Origin of the sequence: Amycolatopsis vastitatis (assembly GCF_002234595.1) — a bacterium.
Classification (GTDB): domain Bacteria; phylum Actinomycetota; class Actinomycetes; order Mycobacteriales; family Pseudonocardiaceae; genus Amycolatopsis; species Amycolatopsis vastitatis.
Map to the genome: position 1 here is coordinate 276,813 of NZ_NMUL01000021.1, position 15,574 is coordinate 292,386.

16 protein-coding genes are annotated in these 15,574 nt (G+C 74.5%); 12 read left to right on the forward strand and 4 right to left on the reverse strand.

Annotation, left to right across the window (positions count from 1 at the left end):
- Positions 1-15: 15 nt before the first annotated feature.
- The 8 genes from CF165_RS21740 to CF165_RS21775 all read left to right on the forward strand — a co-directional run bounded on the left by CF165_RS21740 (position 16) and on the right by CF165_RS21775 (position 7,450).
- On the forward strand, positions 16-1,689 hold the full coding sequence (locus CF165_RS21740) for a carbamoyltransferase family protein (RefSeq protein WP_093949354.1): 1,674 nt from the start codon (positions 16-18) through the stop codon (positions 1,687-1,689).
- Positions 1,689-2,249 (forward strand): D-sedoheptulose-7-phosphate isomerase, encoded by a 561-nt coding sequence (locus tag CF165_RS21745; protein ID WP_093949355.1) that lies wholly within the window; start codon positions 1,689-1,691, stop codon positions 2,247-2,249. Before CF165_RS21740 ends, CF165_RS21745 begins: the two co-directional genes overlap by 1 nt.
- Positions 2,246-3,613 (forward strand): PfkB family carbohydrate kinase, encoded by a 1,368-nt coding sequence (locus CF165_RS21750; protein WP_093949356.1) that lies wholly within the window; start codon positions 2,246-2,248, stop codon positions 3,611-3,613. The genes CF165_RS21745 and CF165_RS21750 overlap by 4 nt, the downstream gene beginning before the upstream one ends.
- A gap of 25 nt (positions 3,614-3,638) precedes the next feature.
- A complete protein-coding gene (locus CF165_RS21755) occupies positions 3,639-4,325 on the forward strand; it encodes an SDR family oxidoreductase (RefSeq protein WP_093949357.1) in 687 nt (228 codons plus the stop codon).
- The gene (locus CF165_RS21760; RefSeq protein ID WP_093949358.1) at positions 4,316-5,269 is read left to right on the forward strand and encodes a glycosyltransferase family 9 protein; all 954 of its coding nucleotides are present in this window, start codon (positions 4,316-4,318) and stop codon (positions 5,267-5,269) included. Before CF165_RS21755 ends, CF165_RS21760 begins: the two co-directional genes overlap by 10 nt.
- Positions 5,262-6,572, forward strand: coding sequence for a UDP-glucose dehydrogenase family protein (locus tag CF165_RS21765; protein ID WP_093949359.1), 1,311 nt, complete (start codon positions 5,262-5,264; stop codon positions 6,570-6,572). The genes CF165_RS21760 and CF165_RS21765 overlap by 8 nt, the downstream gene beginning before the upstream one ends.
- Positions 6,569-7,174 carry a flavodoxin family protein gene (locus tag CF165_RS21770; RefSeq protein ID WP_093949360.1) on the forward strand — a complete coding sequence of 202 codons (606 nt, stop codon included), beginning with the start codon at positions 6,569-6,571 and terminating at the stop codon, positions 7,172-7,174. The genes CF165_RS21765 and CF165_RS21770 overlap by 4 nt, the downstream gene beginning before the upstream one ends.
- A 96-nt stretch (positions 7,175-7,270) precedes the next feature.
- The gene (locus CF165_RS21775; protein WP_093949452.1) at positions 7,271-7,450 is read left to right on the forward strand and encodes a hypothetical protein; all 180 of its coding nucleotides are present in this window, start codon (positions 7,271-7,273) and stop codon (positions 7,448-7,450) included.
- A 2-nt stretch (positions 7,451-7,452) separates the two neighbouring features.
- Here the strand turns inward: CF165_RS21775 and CF165_RS21780 are convergent, their stop codons facing one another.
- Positions 7,453-8,553 (reverse strand): FUSC family protein, encoded by a 1,101-nt coding sequence (locus CF165_RS21780; RefSeq protein ID WP_093949453.1) that lies wholly within the window; start codon positions 8,551-8,553, stop codon positions 7,453-7,455.
- Positions 8,554-8,813: 260 nt separating this feature from the next.
- Entirely contained in the window at positions 8,814-10,163 is a 1,350-nt protein-coding gene (locus CF165_RS21785) for an aldehyde dehydrogenase family protein (RefSeq protein WP_093949361.1), read from the reverse strand.
- A gap of 90 nt (positions 10,164-10,253) precedes the next feature.
- Between CF165_RS21785 and CF165_RS21790 the strand changes: the two genes are divergently transcribed.
- A complete protein-coding gene (locus tag CF165_RS21790; protein ID WP_093949362.1) occupies positions 10,254-11,732 on the forward strand; it encodes an HAD-IIIA family hydrolase in 1,479 nt (492 codons plus the stop codon).
- Positions 11,729-12,811: a glycosyltransferase family 9 protein gene (locus CF165_RS21795; protein ID WP_093949363.1), complete on the forward strand. Its 1,083-nt coding sequence runs from the start codon at positions 11,729-11,731 to the stop codon at positions 12,809-12,811. The genes CF165_RS21790 and CF165_RS21795 overlap by 4 nt, the downstream gene beginning before the upstream one ends.
- Here the strand turns inward: CF165_RS21795 and CF165_RS21800 are convergent.
- Positions 12,769-12,957, reverse strand: a complete 189-nt coding sequence (locus tag CF165_RS21800; RefSeq protein WP_093949364.1) for a DUF2795 domain-containing protein — start codon at positions 12,955-12,957, stop codon at positions 12,769-12,771. The two genes, CF165_RS21795 and CF165_RS21800, sit on opposite strands and share 43 nt — an antisense overlap.
- Positions 12,958-13,017: 60 nt before the next feature.
- Positions 13,018-14,037, reverse strand: coding sequence for a Ppx/GppA family phosphatase (locus CF165_RS21805; RefSeq protein ID WP_093949365.1), 1,020 nt, complete (start codon positions 14,035-14,037; stop codon positions 13,018-13,020).
- A 72-nt stretch (positions 14,038-14,109) separates the two neighbouring features.
- Here CF165_RS21805 and CF165_RS21810 point away from each other — a divergent pair, with 72 nt between their 5' ends.
- Together CF165_RS21810 and CF165_RS21815 are read left to right on the forward strand one after the other, a co-directional pair.
- Positions 14,110-14,940, forward strand: a complete 831-nt coding sequence (locus CF165_RS21810) for an SDR family oxidoreductase (protein ID WP_240521716.1) — start codon at positions 14,110-14,112, stop codon at positions 14,938-14,940.
- A gap of 149 nt (positions 14,941-15,089) precedes the next feature.
- Positions 15,090-15,527, forward strand: coding sequence for a DUF4383 domain-containing protein (locus CF165_RS21815; protein WP_093949366.1), 438 nt, complete (start codon positions 15,090-15,092; stop codon positions 15,525-15,527).
- Positions 15,528-15,574: the final 47 nt, after the last annotated feature.

Consider the following 15,574-nt stretch of genomic DNA (forward strand, 5'->3'; position numbering starts at 1 on the left):
GCCAGAGGCAGGTCGATGCGCATACTCGGGATCAACGCCGTCTTCCACGACCCGGCCGCGGCACTGGTCGTGGACGGGGAGATCGTCGCCGCGGCGGAGGAGGAACGGTTCAGCCGCCGCAAGCACGGCAAGCAGGCGGTGCCGTTCTCCACTTGGGAGCAACCCGCCCAGGCCGCCGCCTGGTGCCTGGCGCAGGCGGGACTGTCCGCGAAGGACCTCGACGCCGTCGGCTACTCCTACGACCCCGCACTGGTCGAGCCGGGCCTGCCCGGGCACGACCCCAGCGGCGAAGAACTCCGGACGGAATTCGCCCGGCGGGCACCGAAGTTCCTCAAGGCCGCGCTGCCCGGGCTCGACCCCGGAATCGTCCGGTTCGTCCGGCACCACGTGGCCCACGCCGCGTCGGCCGCGCTGGCCGCGCCGTTCGGCGACTGCGCCGTGCTCGTGGCCGACGGACGCGGCGAGAGCACGTCCTACCTGGCCGGTGAGTACCGCGACGGGCGGTTCAAGGAGCTGGCGGCGCAACGGCTCCCGCACTCGCTCGGCCTGCTCTACGAAGACCTCACCGAGCACCTCGGCTTCGCCCGCTCCAGCGACGAGTACAAGGTCATGGCGCTGGCCTCCTACGGCAAGCCCGTGTTCCTCGACGAACTCTGCGAGCACGTCCACGTCACCGGCGACGGCGGCTTCCACGCTTCCGGCGTCGACCTGGCCGCGCTGGCCCCGCGCCGCGAAGCCGGCGAGGAGCTCACCCCGCGTCACGCCGACCTCGCGGCCAGTGTCCAGAAGGTCCTCGAGGACATCCTGCTGGAACTGGCGGACTGGCTGTACGAGCGCACCGGCCAGCGTGACCTGGCGATGGCGGGCGGCATCGCGCTGAACTGCGTCGCCAACACGCGGCTGCACGCCGAGGGCCCGTTCGACCGGATCTGGGTGCAGCCCGCCGCCGGGGACGCGGGCACCGCGCTCGGCGCGGCCCTGCAGCTGGCCGCCGACGCCGGGGAACGCGGCGCCCCGATGGGCGATGCCGGCCTCGGCCGCGGGTGGACCGACGAGGAGCTCGAAGAGATCCTGATCAAGGCGAAGCTGCCGTACGAGCGTCCTGACGACCTTGCCGAGACCGTCGCCGAAGCGCTGGCGAACGACGAAGTGATCGCCTGGTTCCAGGGCCGCGCCGAGTTCGGCCCGCGGGCGCTGGGGCACCGTTCGCTGCTGGCCCACCCGGGCCGCAAGGCGAACCTGGAACGGCTCAACGACGTCAAAGGCCGCGAGCAGTTCCGCCCGGTGGCGCCGATGGTGCGGGCCGAGCGGGCGGCCGGGATCTTCACCCGCGGCCCGCTGCCCAGCCCCTACATGCTGTTCGTGCACGACGTCGCCGAAGACTGGCGCGACCGCATCCCGGCCGTCACGCACGTCGACGGCACCGCCCGCGTGCAGACGGTCGAAGAACGCGAAAACCCCGTGCTGGCGCGGATGCTCGCCGCGTTCGAACGGCGGACCGGCCTGCCGGTCGTGATCAACACCAGCCTGAACACCGCGGGCCGTCCGATGGTCGACTCGCCCCGCGACGCGCTCGAGTGCTTCGGCTCGGCGCCCATCGAGCTGCTCGCGCTGGGGCCGTTCGTGCTCCGGCGTCCCCGTCCCGCCCGACCCGGCGCGGCGTCGCCGGAGGAGAAGGAGGTGCCGTGATGGAAGACCATCTCGCCGCGTTGGCCGAAGCCGCCCGGCGGACCCGGGAATCCGCGCCCAAGATAACCGCGTGGGGACGGCACCTCGCCGGCGTCTTCGAAGCCGGCGGCAGGCTGCTCGCCTGCGGGAACGGCGGCAGCGCCGCCGAGGCCCAGCACCTGACCGGCGAGCTGGTCGGCCGGTTCCGCCACGAACGCCGTCCCCTGTCGGCGATCGCGCTGCACGCGGACACGTCCGCGACCACGGCGATCGTCAACGACTACGGCGACCACGAGGTCTTCGCCCGCCAGGTGCGCGCGCACGGGCGGCCGGGTGACGTGCTGGTCTGCCTGTCCACCAGCGGCGGCAGCCAGAACGTCGTCGCCGCCGCGAAAGCCGCGCACGAGCTGGGCGTCACGACGTGGGCGCTGACCGGGCCGGCCCCGAACCCCCTCGCCGCCCTGTGCGACGACGCGGTGACGGTCGAGGCGCCGACCGTCGCGACCGTCCAGGAGATGCACCTGGCTCTGGTGCACGGCCTGTGCGCGGCGCTCGACGACGCGCTCGGGGTGACCGCGTGAAGCCGCTGGTCGTCCTGGGCGACACGCTGCTGGACGTCGACGTCGAAGGCACCGCCGAGCGGCTGTGCCCGGAGGCGCCGGTGCCGGTGGTCGACCTGACGGCCCGCCGTCGCCGCCCCGGCGGAGCCGGCCTGGCCGCGCTGCTGGCCGCGCGGTCGGCGGCCGAGGTCGTCCTCGTGACACCGCTCGGCGACGACGAAGGCGGCCACGCGCTCACCGGGCTGCTGGAACCGGACGTCACCGTGCTGCCGCTGCCGCTGCGCGGCACGACGGTGTGCAAGACGCGGATCCGCGCGGGCGGGCAGTCGTTGCTGCGCCTGGATTCCGGCGACGGCACGGCGACCGCCGACCCGCTGCCCGCTCAGGTGCGCCCAGTCCTGGAAGACGCCGGCGCGATCCTCGTCGCCGACTACGGCCGCGGCCTGATGCGCAACCCGGACGTCCGGCGGCTCCTGCGGGAGCTGGCCGAGCGGATCCCGGTGGTCTGGGACCCGCACCCGCGCGGGGCGCAGCCGGTGCCGGGCACCGGGCTGGTCACCCCGAACTTCGCCGAGGCGCGCGGGGTGCTCGCCGGGCACGAGGAACCGGCCGAGCTCGCCAAGCTGCTGCGCGGCCACTGGCACGCCGGCGCGGTCGCGGTCACCGTCGGGTCCCGCGGCGCCGTGCTCGCCGACGGCCTCGGCGAAACGGACGTCCCGATCCCCGCCGCGGCACGGACACCGGGCCACACCGCGCCCGACACCTGCGGCGCGGGCGACCGGTTCGCCGCCGCGGCCACCGCGGCTCTGCTCGGCGGTGCCGACCCGGCCGAAGCCGTGGTGACGGCGGTCGAAGCGGCCGCCCGGTTCGTCGCCGCCGGCGGCGCGACCGCGCTGTCCGCGAACGACGGCCCCGTGCCCGCCCCGCAACCGGCGGCCGACGCCTTCGGTCTCGCTTCGCGGGTCCGGGCGAGCGGCGGACGGCTGATCGCCACCGGCGGGTGCTTCGACCTGCTGCACCCCGGGCACGTCAGTCTCCTGCGCCAGGCCCGTGCGCTCGGTGACGCGCTCGTCGTCTGCCTCAATTCCGACGCTTCGGTCCGCGGCCTCAAGGGGCCCGGCCGCCCGCTCGTACGGGACCGCGACCGGGCCCGGCTCCTGACCGCGTTGTCCTTTGTGGACGCCGTGGTCGTCTTCGACGAGCCCTCCCCCACCGCCGTGCTGGAGAAGCTGCGACCCCACGTGTGGGTCAAGGGCGGTGACTACGCGGAAGCCGACCTGCCCGAACGCGAAGTCGTCGAACGGCACGGCGGGGAGGTCGTGCTCGTCCCGACCGTGCCCGGCTATTCGACGTCCCGGCTGGTCGCCGCCGCGGCCAGTGCCTGACCTTCCCGACCTCCGAAGGAGTGCGATGCGACCCCTCGGCAACGTCCTGATCACCGGTGGCGCGTCCGGCCTCGGCGCCGCCACCGCCGTCGCCGTCCGCAAGGCGGGCGGCACCCCGTACATCCTCGACCGCGTCCGCCCCGACGACCCGGCCGAGTACGTCGAAGCCGACCTGACCGACACCGCGGCCACCGAGGCCGCGGTGCGCGAGCTGGCCGAACGCGCGGGCGGCCTCGACGGCGTCTTCACCGCGGCGGGCACCGACGCCTGCGGCCCGCTCGGCGAAGTGTCCACAGAGGACTGGGAGCGGGTGGTGAAGGTGAACCTGCTCGGCACCGCCGCGGTGATCCGCGCCGCGCTGCCCGACCTCGAACGTTCGCACGGCACGATCGTCACCGTCGCGTCCACGCTGGGCATCAAGGCCGTCAGCGACGCGACCGCCTACTGCGCCTCGAAGTTCGGCGTCGTCGGCTTCACCCGCGCGCTGGCCGCCGAGCTGGCCGGACGCGTCGGCGTCACCCTGCTCATCCCCGGCGGGATGTGGACGCACTTCTTCGACGGCCGCACCGACCAGTACAAGCCGCCGCCGGACGCCAAGCTCAACCAGCCGGAGCACGTCGCGGACACCGTGGTCTTCGCCCTGCAGCAGCCGCCGGGCGCCGAGGTCCGCGAGTTGGTCGTGTGCGCCTCGGAGGAGGGGTCGTGGCCGTGAGCTCCGCCGTGCTCGTGCTGCGCGCGCTCGGGATCGGCGATCTGCTGACGGCCGTCCCGGCGCTGCGCGCCCTGCGCGCGGCGTACCCGGACGACCGGCTGGTGCTGGCCGCGCCCGAAGGGCTGCGCGACCTGGTGGAGCTGATCGACGCGGTCGACGAGCTGCTGCCGACCGCGGGCCTCGGCGACCTCGCGTGGCCGGGACCGCCGCCGAGACTCGCGGTCAACCTGCACGGCAGCGGCCCGGAGAGCCTGCACGACCTGCTCGCCACCGACCCCGCCGAGGTGCTGACCCACCAGCACCCCGACTTCCCCGACGTGGCCGGCCTCGCGTGGCGCGACGACCTGCACGAGGTCGACCGCTGGTGCCGGCTCGTCGAGTACGCCCACCTGGAGGCGGACCGCTCGGCGCTGCGGCTGCCGGTGCCGCCGGGTCCGAGCCCGGCCCCGGACGCCGTCGTGGTGCACCCCGGTGCGGCCTTCCCGGCGCGGCGCTGGCCCCCCGAGCGGTTCGCTTCGGTGATCGCCGCGCTGGCAGCTACCGGTGAGCACCGCGTGGTGCTCACTGGCAGTCCCGGTGAACGCGACCTGGCGCTTTCGATCGCCGAGGCGGCCGGGCTCGGCGACGACGCCGTGCTGGCCGGGCGGACCGGCCTGGCGGAGCTGGCCGCGCTGGTGGCCGGGGCCGCGCTCGTCGTCTGCGGCGACACCGGCGTCGGGCACCTCGCGACCGCGTTCGGCACGCCGTCGGTGCTGCTGTTCGGCCCGACCCCGCCGCGGCTGTGGGGACCGCCGCCGTCGGCGAGGGAGCATGTCGTGCTCTGGGCCGGAAACGTCGGCGATCCGCACGGCGAGGAGCCCGACGGCGGGTTGCTCCTGCTCGGTGAGGAACGTGTCCTGGCCGCGACGCGCTCGGCCCTGGAAGCGAGGGTGGCGCATGGCTGAGCACATCGGGATCGTCGGCGCGGGCTACGTCGGCCTGACCAGTGCCGCCTGCTTCGCCCGGCTCGGCCACCGCGTGACCTGCGTGGACGCCGACGAGTCCAAAGTAGACGATCTGCGCCGCGGCGTCGTGTCGATCGCCGAGCCCGGCTTGGCCGAGCTGGTCGGCCAGGGCCTCGCGGACGGGACGCTCACCTTCACCACCGCCCAGGCCGAGCTGTACGGCGCCGACCTCGTCCTGCTCTGCCTGCCCACCCCGCCCGCCGAAGACGGGCGGCCCGACCTCGGCGTCCTCGAAAAGGTCGTGCCGCAGCTCGGAAGGCTGCTGCGGCCGGGCTGCGTGGTGGTCACCAAGTCGACGGTGCCGGTCGGCACCGCGGCGCGGCTGCCGCACCTGCTGGGCCGCGACGACCTGCCCGTCGTCGGCAACCCCGAGTTCCTGCGCGAAGGGCACGCCGTCGAGGACTTCCTGCACCCGGACCGGGTGGTCGTCGGCACGGACCCGCCGGACTCACCCGCGGCGCGGCGGGTCGCGCGGCTGTACGAGCCGACCGGCGCCCCCGTCGTGGCGACCGACTCGGCCAGTGCCGAACTCGCGAAGTACGCGAGCAACGCGTTCCTCGCGGTGAAACTGTCCTATGTCAACGTCCTCGCCGAACTGTGCGAACGGTTCGGGGCCGACGTCCGCGAGGTCTCGCGCACCATGGGCCTCGACGCGCGGATCGGCCCGGAGTTCCTCGCCCCCGGCCCCGGCTGGGGCGGTTCCTGCCTGCCGAAGGACACCTCGGCCCTGCTGCACGCGGCCGAATCCGCGGGCGTCGACTTCGGCATCCTGCGCGACGCCGTCCGTGTCAACACCCGCCAGCGCGCCCGGGTGGTGCGGGCCGTACGGCAGGCCGTCACGGGGGCGGCGGACGGGTCGCTCTCCGGCGCCCGCATCGGGCTGCTGGGCCTGGCGTTCAAGGCGGGCACCGGCGACCTGCGCGACTCCCCGGCCCTCGCGGTGGCCGCGGACCTGGCTCGCGCGGGCGCGGAGCTGACCGCGCACGACCCGGCCGTCGGGTGCGTGCCCGGGATGGGCGCGGTCCAGGTCGTCGACGACCCGTACCTGGTGGCCAAGGACGCCGCGGCGCTCGTCGTGCTCACCGAATGGCCGGAGTTCCGGGACCTCGACTGGGCCCGGCTGGCCGCGTCGGCCGACCGGGCGATCGTCGTCGACACCCGCAACCTGCTCGACCCCGACCGGCTGGCCGAAGCGGGGTTCACCCACCTCGGCGTCGGCACGCACTCACGGAGGCAGTCATGACCCTGCGCGTCCTCGCGCTGACCTGCACGCTCAAGCCGTCGCCCGCGAAGTCGAGCAGCGACCTCATCGCGCGGCAGCTGCTCGAGGCGTTCGCGGAACGCGGGGTCACCGGAGAGGTGGTCCGCGTGGTCGACCACGACGTCCGCCCGGGCGTCGAGGCCGACATGGGCGAAGGCGACGCGTGGCCCGCCATCCGGCGCAAGATCGCCGGCGCGGACATCCTGCTGATCGCCACCCCGACGTGGGTCGGCCACATGTCGAGCGTCGCGCAGCGGGTTCTCGAACGCCTCGACGCGGAACTGTCCGAAACCGACGAAGAGGGCCGTCCGGCGATGTTCGGCAAGGTGGGGGTGGCCGCCGTGGTCGGGAACGAGGACGGCGCCCACAAGATCATCGCGGATCTGTTCCAGGCGTTGAACGACGTCGGCTTCACGGTGCCCGCGCAGGGCGCCACGTACTGGAACGGCGAGGCCATGCAGGGCGGCGACTACCAGGACCTCGACGAGACGCCGAAGGCCGTGGCCTCCACGAACGCGACCCTGGTCCGCAACGCCGTCCACCTGGCCGAGCTGCTTCGCGAGCATCAGTACCCGGCGTCATGACTAGTCCGTTCGAGTGACATCACTGCGCCGGACGAGTGTGGCGCAGACCACGTGGGTAACTGGTCCGGGACCTTCGATCCCGTCAGGGGGCTCCACGTGCCGAACCGAGTCATGATCAGCCGCGACAGCAAGCCCATCCCGTGCGAGGAGTGCGGGCTGCCCACGCTGCACGTCGCCCGCCTGGTGTCCGGCGACGGCACCCTGCTGGGCCAGACCATGGTGTGCACCGCCTGCCGGCGGCACCGTTCGGAAACCGAGCCGGTGGGCGCCCCGTAGCTTCAGCGGTCCCGCAGCATTTCGAGCAGGTGCCGGGCGGGCAGGGTCATCGTGCCGAGGCCGAGCCGGGCCGGGACGCCGTCTTCTTCCGCCGTCACCAGCCGGCGTTCCAGCTTTTCGAGCAGGGCCCGGCATTCGTCCAGGTCGACCGGTTCCCCCGCCACCGCGACCGCCTGCACGGCACCGGCCAGACGGTGCATGAGGTCGGCCAGCGCTTCCCGGGCGTCCGGCCAGGGGTACTCGAACGGGTGCTCGCGGCGCTCCGCCGTCGTCCGCACGGCGGTGATCAACTGGGACACCGCGGGCCACAGCCCGAGGAGTGTCCGCAGCGCGCGTTCGTGGTGCGTCCCGTCGGCCGGCCGGCCGCGGCGGAGGTTCAGCCTCCGCCCTTCCCGCGTCAGGCCGACGGCTTCCTCGGCCGCCAGCACCTGGCTGCGCGTGTCCTGTGCCTGGGACAGCAGGTCGTCCAGGTCCTCCGGCGGCTCGTCACGGCGGACCAGATCGGACAGCGACTCGAGCAGGGCGGCCAGCGCGGTGGCGAGCCGGTCGGCCGCCGCCGCGACGCGTTCGCCGTACAGCGGCGGGAAGATCAGCGTGTTCACCGCCACGCCGATCGCGGCACCCAGCGCCGTCTCCAGGAGGCGGTCGCCGAGCAGCGCGGGCTCGCGGGCGGTGCCGTAGGAGATCAGCAGCATGCCGGTGACGCCGACCCAGACGCCGGAGTCGCCGAAGCGCCGCCAGCTGCCCACCAGCAGGCCGACGAACACGACACCGCCCAGCGCGACGGCCTGCCACGGGATCAGCTGCCCCGCGACAGCGGCGAGGAGCACCCCGGTGGCCACCGAGCCGACCTGCTGGAGCCAGCCTCGTAGCGACCGGTAGACCGTCGCTTCCACGAGAAAGATGGCGGCGTACGGCGCGAGGAACGGCTGGGGCAGCCGCAGCACGAGGGTGGCCAGCAGCCACGCCGCGGTCGCGGCCAGGGTGGCTTTGGCGCTCTGGACGAGGATCCGGCGTTCGCGGCCGGGGACCCGTACCGCACGGGCGAACCAGCCGACGGGGGTCCGGTCGTGGCGTTCGCCGTCCGGCGGGTTCGCGAACACGGCGCCGAGGCGGCGCCGCAGCCTCGACAGAGTGCTGGGGGCCGCGTCGGGGCCCACAGCCGCTTGGCGAGCCCGGTCATGCCTATCGGCACCCGCCGGGGAACCACCGCTATCCGGCACCGCGCCGGGACGCCCACCGACCTCTCGCCGAACCCCACGAGCCCGGTCATGCCCCCCGGCACCCGCCGGGGAACCGCCGTTCCGCTCCCCACGCACCCCGTCCCGCTCCTCGGCGGCGGCAGGTCTGTCGTCCCGTGCGGTCATGCGGGCGGGGCGATGTGCACGAGCTTCGTCTGGGTCATCTCGTCGAGCAGCTCGGGTCCGTAGCCGTAGCCGTTCCCGCTGCGGCGGCGCGGATGCGCGGCCCCGCCGGGCGCGCCGCCGAACACGTTGTTGACCTTGACCGTGCCCGCCGGCAGCTCTCGCCACGCGCGCTGGGCGTGCGCCATCGAGGCCGTCAGCACCGTCGCCGCCAGGCCGTATTCGCCCGATGCGGCTTCGGCGAGGGCTTCGTCGAAACCGTCGACGACCCGCACCGGGGCCACCGGGCCGAACGTCTCCTCGGTCATCACCCGTGCGTCCGGCTCGCAGCCGGTGAGCACCGTCGCCGGGTAGTGCGCGCCCGGGCCGTCCGGCACCTCTCCCCCGGTCAGCAGCCGGGCACCCCGGTCGATCGCGTCCGCGACGTGGGCATGCACGTGGTCGCGGTGCCGCCGGTCCACCAACGGCGCCAAGGTCCGCGACGAAGCTTCCTTCACCAGCGCGTCCAGGAACGGCTCGGCGATGGCCGAACACACGTAGATCCGTTCGACGGCGACGCAGATCTGTCCCGAGTTCGCGAACGCGCCGAGCGCCGCCTGGCCCGCGGCCCAGCCCGGGTCGACGTCCGCGTCGATCACCAGCGGGTCGTTGCCGCCGTTCTCCAGCAACGTCTTCGCCCCCGTCGCGGCCGCGCTCGCCGCGATCGACCGGCCGGTCGCCGTGCTGCCGACGTGGGCGATGACGTCGACGTCGTCGCGCATCGCGAGGATCGCGCCCACGCCGCCGTCACCGTGAAGGGTCTGCAGGACGCCGTCCGGGAACACGCCCCCGAGCACCTCGCCGAGCAGCTGCCCGGTGTGCGGCGCGCGCTCGCTCGGCTTGTGCACCACCGTGTTGCCGGTGACCAGGGCCGCCCCGAGCAGGCCGCTGGCGACCGCGACCGGGTCGTTCCACGGCGTGAGCGCCACGACGACGCCCCGCGGTTCGGGCACCATGAGGTCCGTCGCCCCGACGCCGCCCAGCAGGCTGCGGCCGCGGTGGACCGGGCCGAGTTCGGCGTACTGGTCCAAAGTGCCCGCGCCCGCGAGCACGCCTTCGCGGGCTTCGTCCCACGGGCGGCCGGTTTCCGCTTCGTTCGCCTTCGCCAGCTCGTCGGCGTGAGCCCGCAGCCGCCCGGCCGCGGTGTGCAGCAGCACGCCGCGTTCGGCGGCCGGGGTCCGGGCCCACTGGGCCCGGGTCCGGTTCGCCAGCGCGAGCGCGGCGTCGATCTCGTGTTCGCCCGCGGCCGGCATCCTGCCCACCACGCTGCCATCGGCCGGGTTCCGGATTTCGATCGTCCCCGCGGTCATCCGCACCTCCTTCTCGTCGTGGCCGGGTTACCCCTGCGCGAGGAGTTCGACACGCCGTTTGACCGGCCCGACAGCGGGTAGCCCGCTGCGGTGACTGCTTCGCTCGACTACACCGTGGTGATCCCCACGACGGGCCGGGAGACGCTTCGGCCACTGCTGGACACCCTGCTCGGCGGGGAAGGCCCGCGACCGGCGGAAATCCTGGTCGTCGACGACCGCCCCGGCGGGTCCGATCTGGACGTTCCCGGCGAGGTCCGCGTACTCCGCTCCGGCGGGCGCGGCCCGGCGGCGGCCCGCAACCTCGGCTGGCGCACCGCGAAGAGCGAGTGGATCGCCTTCGTCGACGACGACGTCGTGCTCGCGCACGACTGGCCCCGGCAGCTCGCCGGCGATCTCCTGTCGCTGCCACCGGACGTCGCCGCGTCCCAGGGCCGGATCACCGTCCCGCTGCCCGCGGACCGGCGGCCCGCCGACGACGAGCGGGGCACCGCGGGGCTCGAGCACGCGCGGTGGATCACCGCCGACATGGCCTACCGCCGCAGCGCGCTCCTCGAGGCCGGCGGTTTCGACGAACGGTTCCCGCGCGCGTTCCGCGAAGACTCCGATCTCGCGCTGCGCGTGGCCGAAGCCGGGCACCGGATCGGCCAGGGCACGCGGCTGACCACGCACCCCGCTCGCCGGGCCGGGTTCTTCTACAGCCTCAAAGCCCAGCGCGGCAACGCCGACAACGCGCTGATGCGGGCCAAGCACGGCGTGCTCTGGCGCCAGCGGACCGGCGCCGGCCCCGGCAGGCTCGGCAGGCACGCACTGTCCACAGTGGCCGGTCTGGCCGCGCTGACCCTGCCGTTGCTGCGGCAGCGCGGAAAAGCGCTGCTGGCGGCCGGAGTCTGGGCCGGGCTGACCGCGGAGTTCGCCACCCGGCGGATCCTGCCGGGCCCGCGGACGCCCGGCGAAGTCGCGCGCATGGCCGTCACCAGCGTCCTCATCCCGCCCGCGGCGTGCTACCACCGGCTGCGCGGGGAAATCGCGGCCCGGCGCCCCCGGCCGCCCGTCGCGGTGCTGTTCGACCGGGACGACACGCTGATCGTCGACGTCCCCTACCTGAACGACCCGGACGGCGTCCGCCCGGTACCCGGGGCCGTCGAGCTCGTCCGCGGGCTCCGGGAGCGTGGCATCCCGGTGGGTGTGGTGAGCAACCAGTCCGGAGTCGCGAAAGGGCTGATCACGCGAGAACAGCTCGACGCGGTGAACGCCCGCGTCAAGGAGCTCTTCGGCCCGTTCGGCACCTGGCAGGTCTGCGTCCACGACGACGGTGACGGGTGCGCGTGCCGCAAACCAGCCCCCGGCATGGTGTTCCGCGCGGCCGACGAGCTCGGCGTCGATCCCGCGTCCTGTGTGCTCATCGGCGACACCGGCGCCGACGTCGACGCCGCTCTCGCCGCGGGCGCCCGCGCGGTGCTGGTGCCCACCGCCCGGACTCTGGAGCCGGAGATCGCCAGGGCCCGCCGGGACGCCGCCGTCGCCCGCGATCTGTCCGAAGCGCTGCGCCTCGCCGGAGTCGCCGGATGACCCGGGTGCTCGTCGCCCGCCAGGACAACCTCGGGGACGTCCTGCTCGCCGGGCCCTGCGTCCGCGCGGTCGCCGCGTCCGCGTCGCACGTGACGCTGCTGGCCGGGCCGCACGGCCGCGCCGCCGCCGAACTGCTGCCGGGCGTGGACGACGTGCTCACCTGGACGGCGCCGTGGATCGACCCCGAGCCGCCGCCGGTCACCGCGGAGGACACCGGCGAGTTCGTCTCGCTGATCCGGTCCCGGTCCTTCGACCGCGCGCTGATCCTGACGTCATTCCACCAGTCGCCGTTGCCGCTGGCACTGTTGCTGAGACAGGCCGGGGTGCCGTGGATCGGCGCGATTTCCGAGGACTACCCGGGCAGCCTGCTCGACCTGCGCCACCGCGTCGACGGCGATCCGCCGGAGCCGGTGCGCATGCTGTCGCTCGCGGAAGCGGCGGGCTTTTCGCTGCCGCCGGACGACCACGGCGCCCTGGCGCTGCGGCGCCCGCTGCCGAACACCAGCAGGCTGACCGGCGGCGGGGCGTACGTCGTGGTGCACCCGGCCGCGTCCGTGCCCGCCCGCCAGCCGTCCGCCGGCTGGAGCCGCGGGATGGTGCGGGCGCTGGCCGCCGACGGGCACCGGGTGCTCGTGACGGGCGCGCCGTCGGAACGGCCGCTGACACAGCACGTGGCGGGAACGTCGGCGGTGAACCTCGGCGGCCGGACGTCACTGGCCGAACTGGCCGCGGTGCTGTCGGGGGCCCAGGTCGTGGTGGCACCCAACACGGGCCCGGCCCACCTCGCGGCGGCGGCGGGCACGCCGGTGGTGTCGCTGTTCGCCCCGGTGGTGCCGCCGGAGCGCTGGGCACCGTACGGGGTTCCCACGGTGGTGCTCGGCGACCAGCGGGCACCCTGCCGGGCCAGCCGCGCCCGGGTGTGCCCGGTCCCGGGTCATCCCTGCCTCGACACGATCGACCCCGCGGACGTCTGCCGCGCGGTCACCGCGCTCGCCCAGCCCGGCGTCGTCCCCCCGGTCCCGGCGGCGATAGCCGTTCAGCCACCGATCTCCTTGCTCACGCCGCTCGGCCCGTCGTAGGTCCGGTCCGGCAGGCGCCGGACGACGTCGAGGGTGCCGGAGTCCGCGCCGTTCTTCTCGGCGGCGCGCACCAGGTCGTCACGCTTCGCCGGGTAGTCGACGCCGGCGAGGTACTTCTGGAGTTCGATCGGGTTCGGCTTGCTCACGGGAGCTCTCCTTCCGTTCGGGGAACGGCGCGATTACCCCGTCCGGCGGCCGGCACACGCTCAGGACGGCACCGGCTGCTCCCCCACCGGATGAAGCGGCCGGACCGTGGCGTCGGGATGCCGGGTCAACGGCTGCAGCGGCAGCGGCGTCGATTCGGCGAGCTGTTCCAGGTGCCGCAGCAGGATTCCCTCCCGCAGCGCCCACGGGCACACTTCGACGCTCGACACGTCCAGCGCCGTCAACGTCACTTCGGCCGCCACCGCGCCGGCCACCACCTGGCGGGCGCGCGGTTTCGAAATTCCGCGCAGCGCCGCCCGCTCGGCCGCTCGCACGCGGGCCAGCCGCGGGATCCACTCGCGGACGTCCGCGACCACCAGCTCCCGCGTGACGAACGGGCCCTTGCGCTGCGGCGGGGCGCCGGTGAGACGGGCCAGCTGCTTGAACGTCTTCGACGTCGCGACGACCCGGCGCGGCGGGCCTTCCCAGCGCAGCCGGTCCAGCACCTCCGACAGCGTGTCGCGGACGTGCCCGCGCAGGGCCTTCACCTGCTTGCGCGTCGGCGGGTCGGCGGTGAGGAACTCGCGGGTGAGCCGGCCCGCGCCCAGCGGCAGGGAAACCGCCAGCTCCGGCTCGACGTTCCGGCCCAGCACCAGCTCCATCGAGCCGCCGCCGATGTCGATCAGCAACAACCGCCCGGCCGACCAGCCGTACCAGCGGCGGGCGGCGAAGTACGTCAGGCGCGCCTCCTCCTCGCCGGAGAGGAACTGCGGCCGGATCCCGGCGCCCGCCTGGATGCGGTCGATGACGGCGTCGCGGTTCACCGCGTCGCGGACCGCCGCGGTGACGAACGGGTACAGCTGGTCGACACCCAGCCGCACCGCCGCGTCCACCGCCCGGCCCACCGCGGCCGTCACCCGCTCGATCCCGGTCTCGCTCAGCGTCCCGTCGGGCAGCAGCTCTTCGGCGAGGAGCGTCGGTTCCTTCACCGCGTGCGCCGGGAGCGGCGGCGCCCCCGCGGACACGTCCACCACCTGCAGCTGGGCCGAATTCGACCCGATGTCCAGCACCGCAAGTCTCATCCGGCCGGGGTACCCCGCGGGTCGCGTGTTTAGTCCCCGGCCGAGGTGGTAGCCGATCGGTGACGAAAGGAGATGCCCGTGTCGCTCCCGGCGCCCCTGCCCGCGGAAGCCGCTTCGCCCCGGCGCGCGGTCGTCACCGGGGCCGACTCCGGCATCGGCCGCGCGGTCGCGGTGGCCCTCGCCGGTGGCGGCCTGGACGTCGGCATCACCTACCACTCGGACGCCGGCGGCGCGGAGGAAACCGCTGCCGAGGTCCGTTCGCACGGCGTGGCCGCCCACGTCCGGCAGCTCGACCTGACCGAGCTCCCCGGGGCCGCCGACGTCGTCGATGCGTTCGCCGAGGACCTGGGCGGGATCGACGTGCTGGTCAATTGCTCCGGTACCGGCAGCAGCCAGCGCGTGCTGGACCTCAGCTACGAGAAGTGGCGTGAAGTCCTCGACGTCGACCTGGACGGTGTTTTCCTGCTGTCGCAACGCGCCGCGAGCCACATGATCGACGCCGGGCACGGCGGCCGGATCATCACCATCACCAGCGTCCACGAGCACGTCCCGCGAGTCGGCGCCGCGCCCTACTGCGCCGCCAAGGCCGGGGCGGGCGGGCTGACCCAGGTGCTCGCGCTGGAGCTGGCCGAGCACGGCATCACCGTGAACTCGGTGGCCCCCGGCGAAATCTCGACGCCGATGACCGGGCAGGCCGACGCCGACCCGCGGGAGCAGGACCGGCCCGGCATCCCGCTCGGCCGCCCCGGCCACGCGGCCGAGGTGGCGGCCGCGGTCGCGTTCCTGGCCACCCCGGCGGCCGGCTACATCACCGGCACGTCGCTCGTCGTCGACGGCGGTCTGCTCCTGATGGGCGCCCAGCACGGGACCGCCTACCGCGGTCACGACTGGCGTTCCCCCTGAGACCAGGGGCCCGCGTCCTGGCTGCAGGGACCGGCGCGGGTCCCGGCCGCGGGCCGGGCGGCGGCTCAACCCCGCCGTCCGGCCCCTTCCACTCCGTTTCCCGCCCGCTCCGGCGGGTATCCGGGCGAGAACGGACAAAGGAGGCACCCATGACGTCCGCCGAGACCCGCCGCCGGAGTGCGCCGGCGTGGCTGCGCCCGGCTGTCGCTGTGCTGGGCCTGCTCTATCTTGCGCTCGGGATCGCCGGGTTCCTGACGCCGGAAACCGCCGCGGTCGGTCACGAGACGAGCCGCGCGGTGTGGATCTTCAGCACCACCCCGCTCCTCAACATCGTCCACGTGGCCGTCGGGGTGCTCGGCCTGCTCGCCGCGACCCGCCGCACCGGCTCGATCCTCTACTGCTGGGTGCTGTTCGTCGGCTTCGCCGGGATGACCTCGTACGGCATCCTGGCCACCGCGTTCGGCAACCCGGAGGACCCGGTCAACCTGAACTGGGCGGACAACTGGCTGCACGGGCTCACCGCGGTCGCCGGGCTGGTGCTCGGCGTCGTGGCCGCCCGGGCGGCGGCGCGGGCCGCCGCCCGCTGATCCGGGGAGTTTTCGGCGTGCGGCCACCGGGTAGCCGGGACAGGACA

Coding starts and splice junctions, on each gene's coding strand:
- CF165_RS21740 (WP_093949354.1), top strand. CDS start 16: ATGCGCATACTCGGGATCAACGCCGTCTTCCACGACCCGGCCGCGGCA.
- CF165_RS21745 (WP_093949355.1), top strand. CDS start 1,689: ATGGAAGACCATCTCGCCGCGTTGGCCGAAGCCGCCCGGCGGACCCGG.
- CF165_RS21755 (WP_093949357.1), top strand. CDS start 3,639: ATGCGACCCCTCGGCAACGTCCTGATCACCGGTGGCGCGTCCGGCCTC.
- CF165_RS21765 (WP_093949359.1), top strand. CDS start 5,262: ATGGCTGAGCACATCGGGATCGTCGGCGCGGGCTACGTCGGCCTGACC.
- CF165_RS21770 (WP_093949360.1), top strand. CDS start 6,569: ATGACCCTGCGCGTCCTCGCGCTGACCTGCACGCTCAAGCCGTCGCCC.
- CF165_RS21785 (WP_093949361.1), bottom strand. CDS start 10,163: ATGACCGCGGGGACGATCGAAATCCGGAACCCGGCCGATGGCAGCGTG.
- CF165_RS21795 (WP_093949363.1), top strand. CDS start 11,729: ATGACCCGGGTGCTCGTCGCCCGCCAGGACAACCTCGGGGACGTCCTG.
- CF165_RS21805 (WP_093949365.1), bottom strand. CDS start 14,037: ATGAGACTTGCGGTGCTGGACATCGGGTCGAATTCGGCCCAGCTGCAG.
- CF165_RS21810 (WP_240521716.1), top strand. CDS start 14,110: ATGCCCGTGTCGCTCCCGGCGCCCCTGCCCGCGGAAGCCGCTTCGCCC.
- CF165_RS21815 (WP_093949366.1), top strand. CDS start 15,090: ATGACGTCCGCCGAGACCCGCCGCCGGAGTGCGCCGGCGTGGCTGCGC.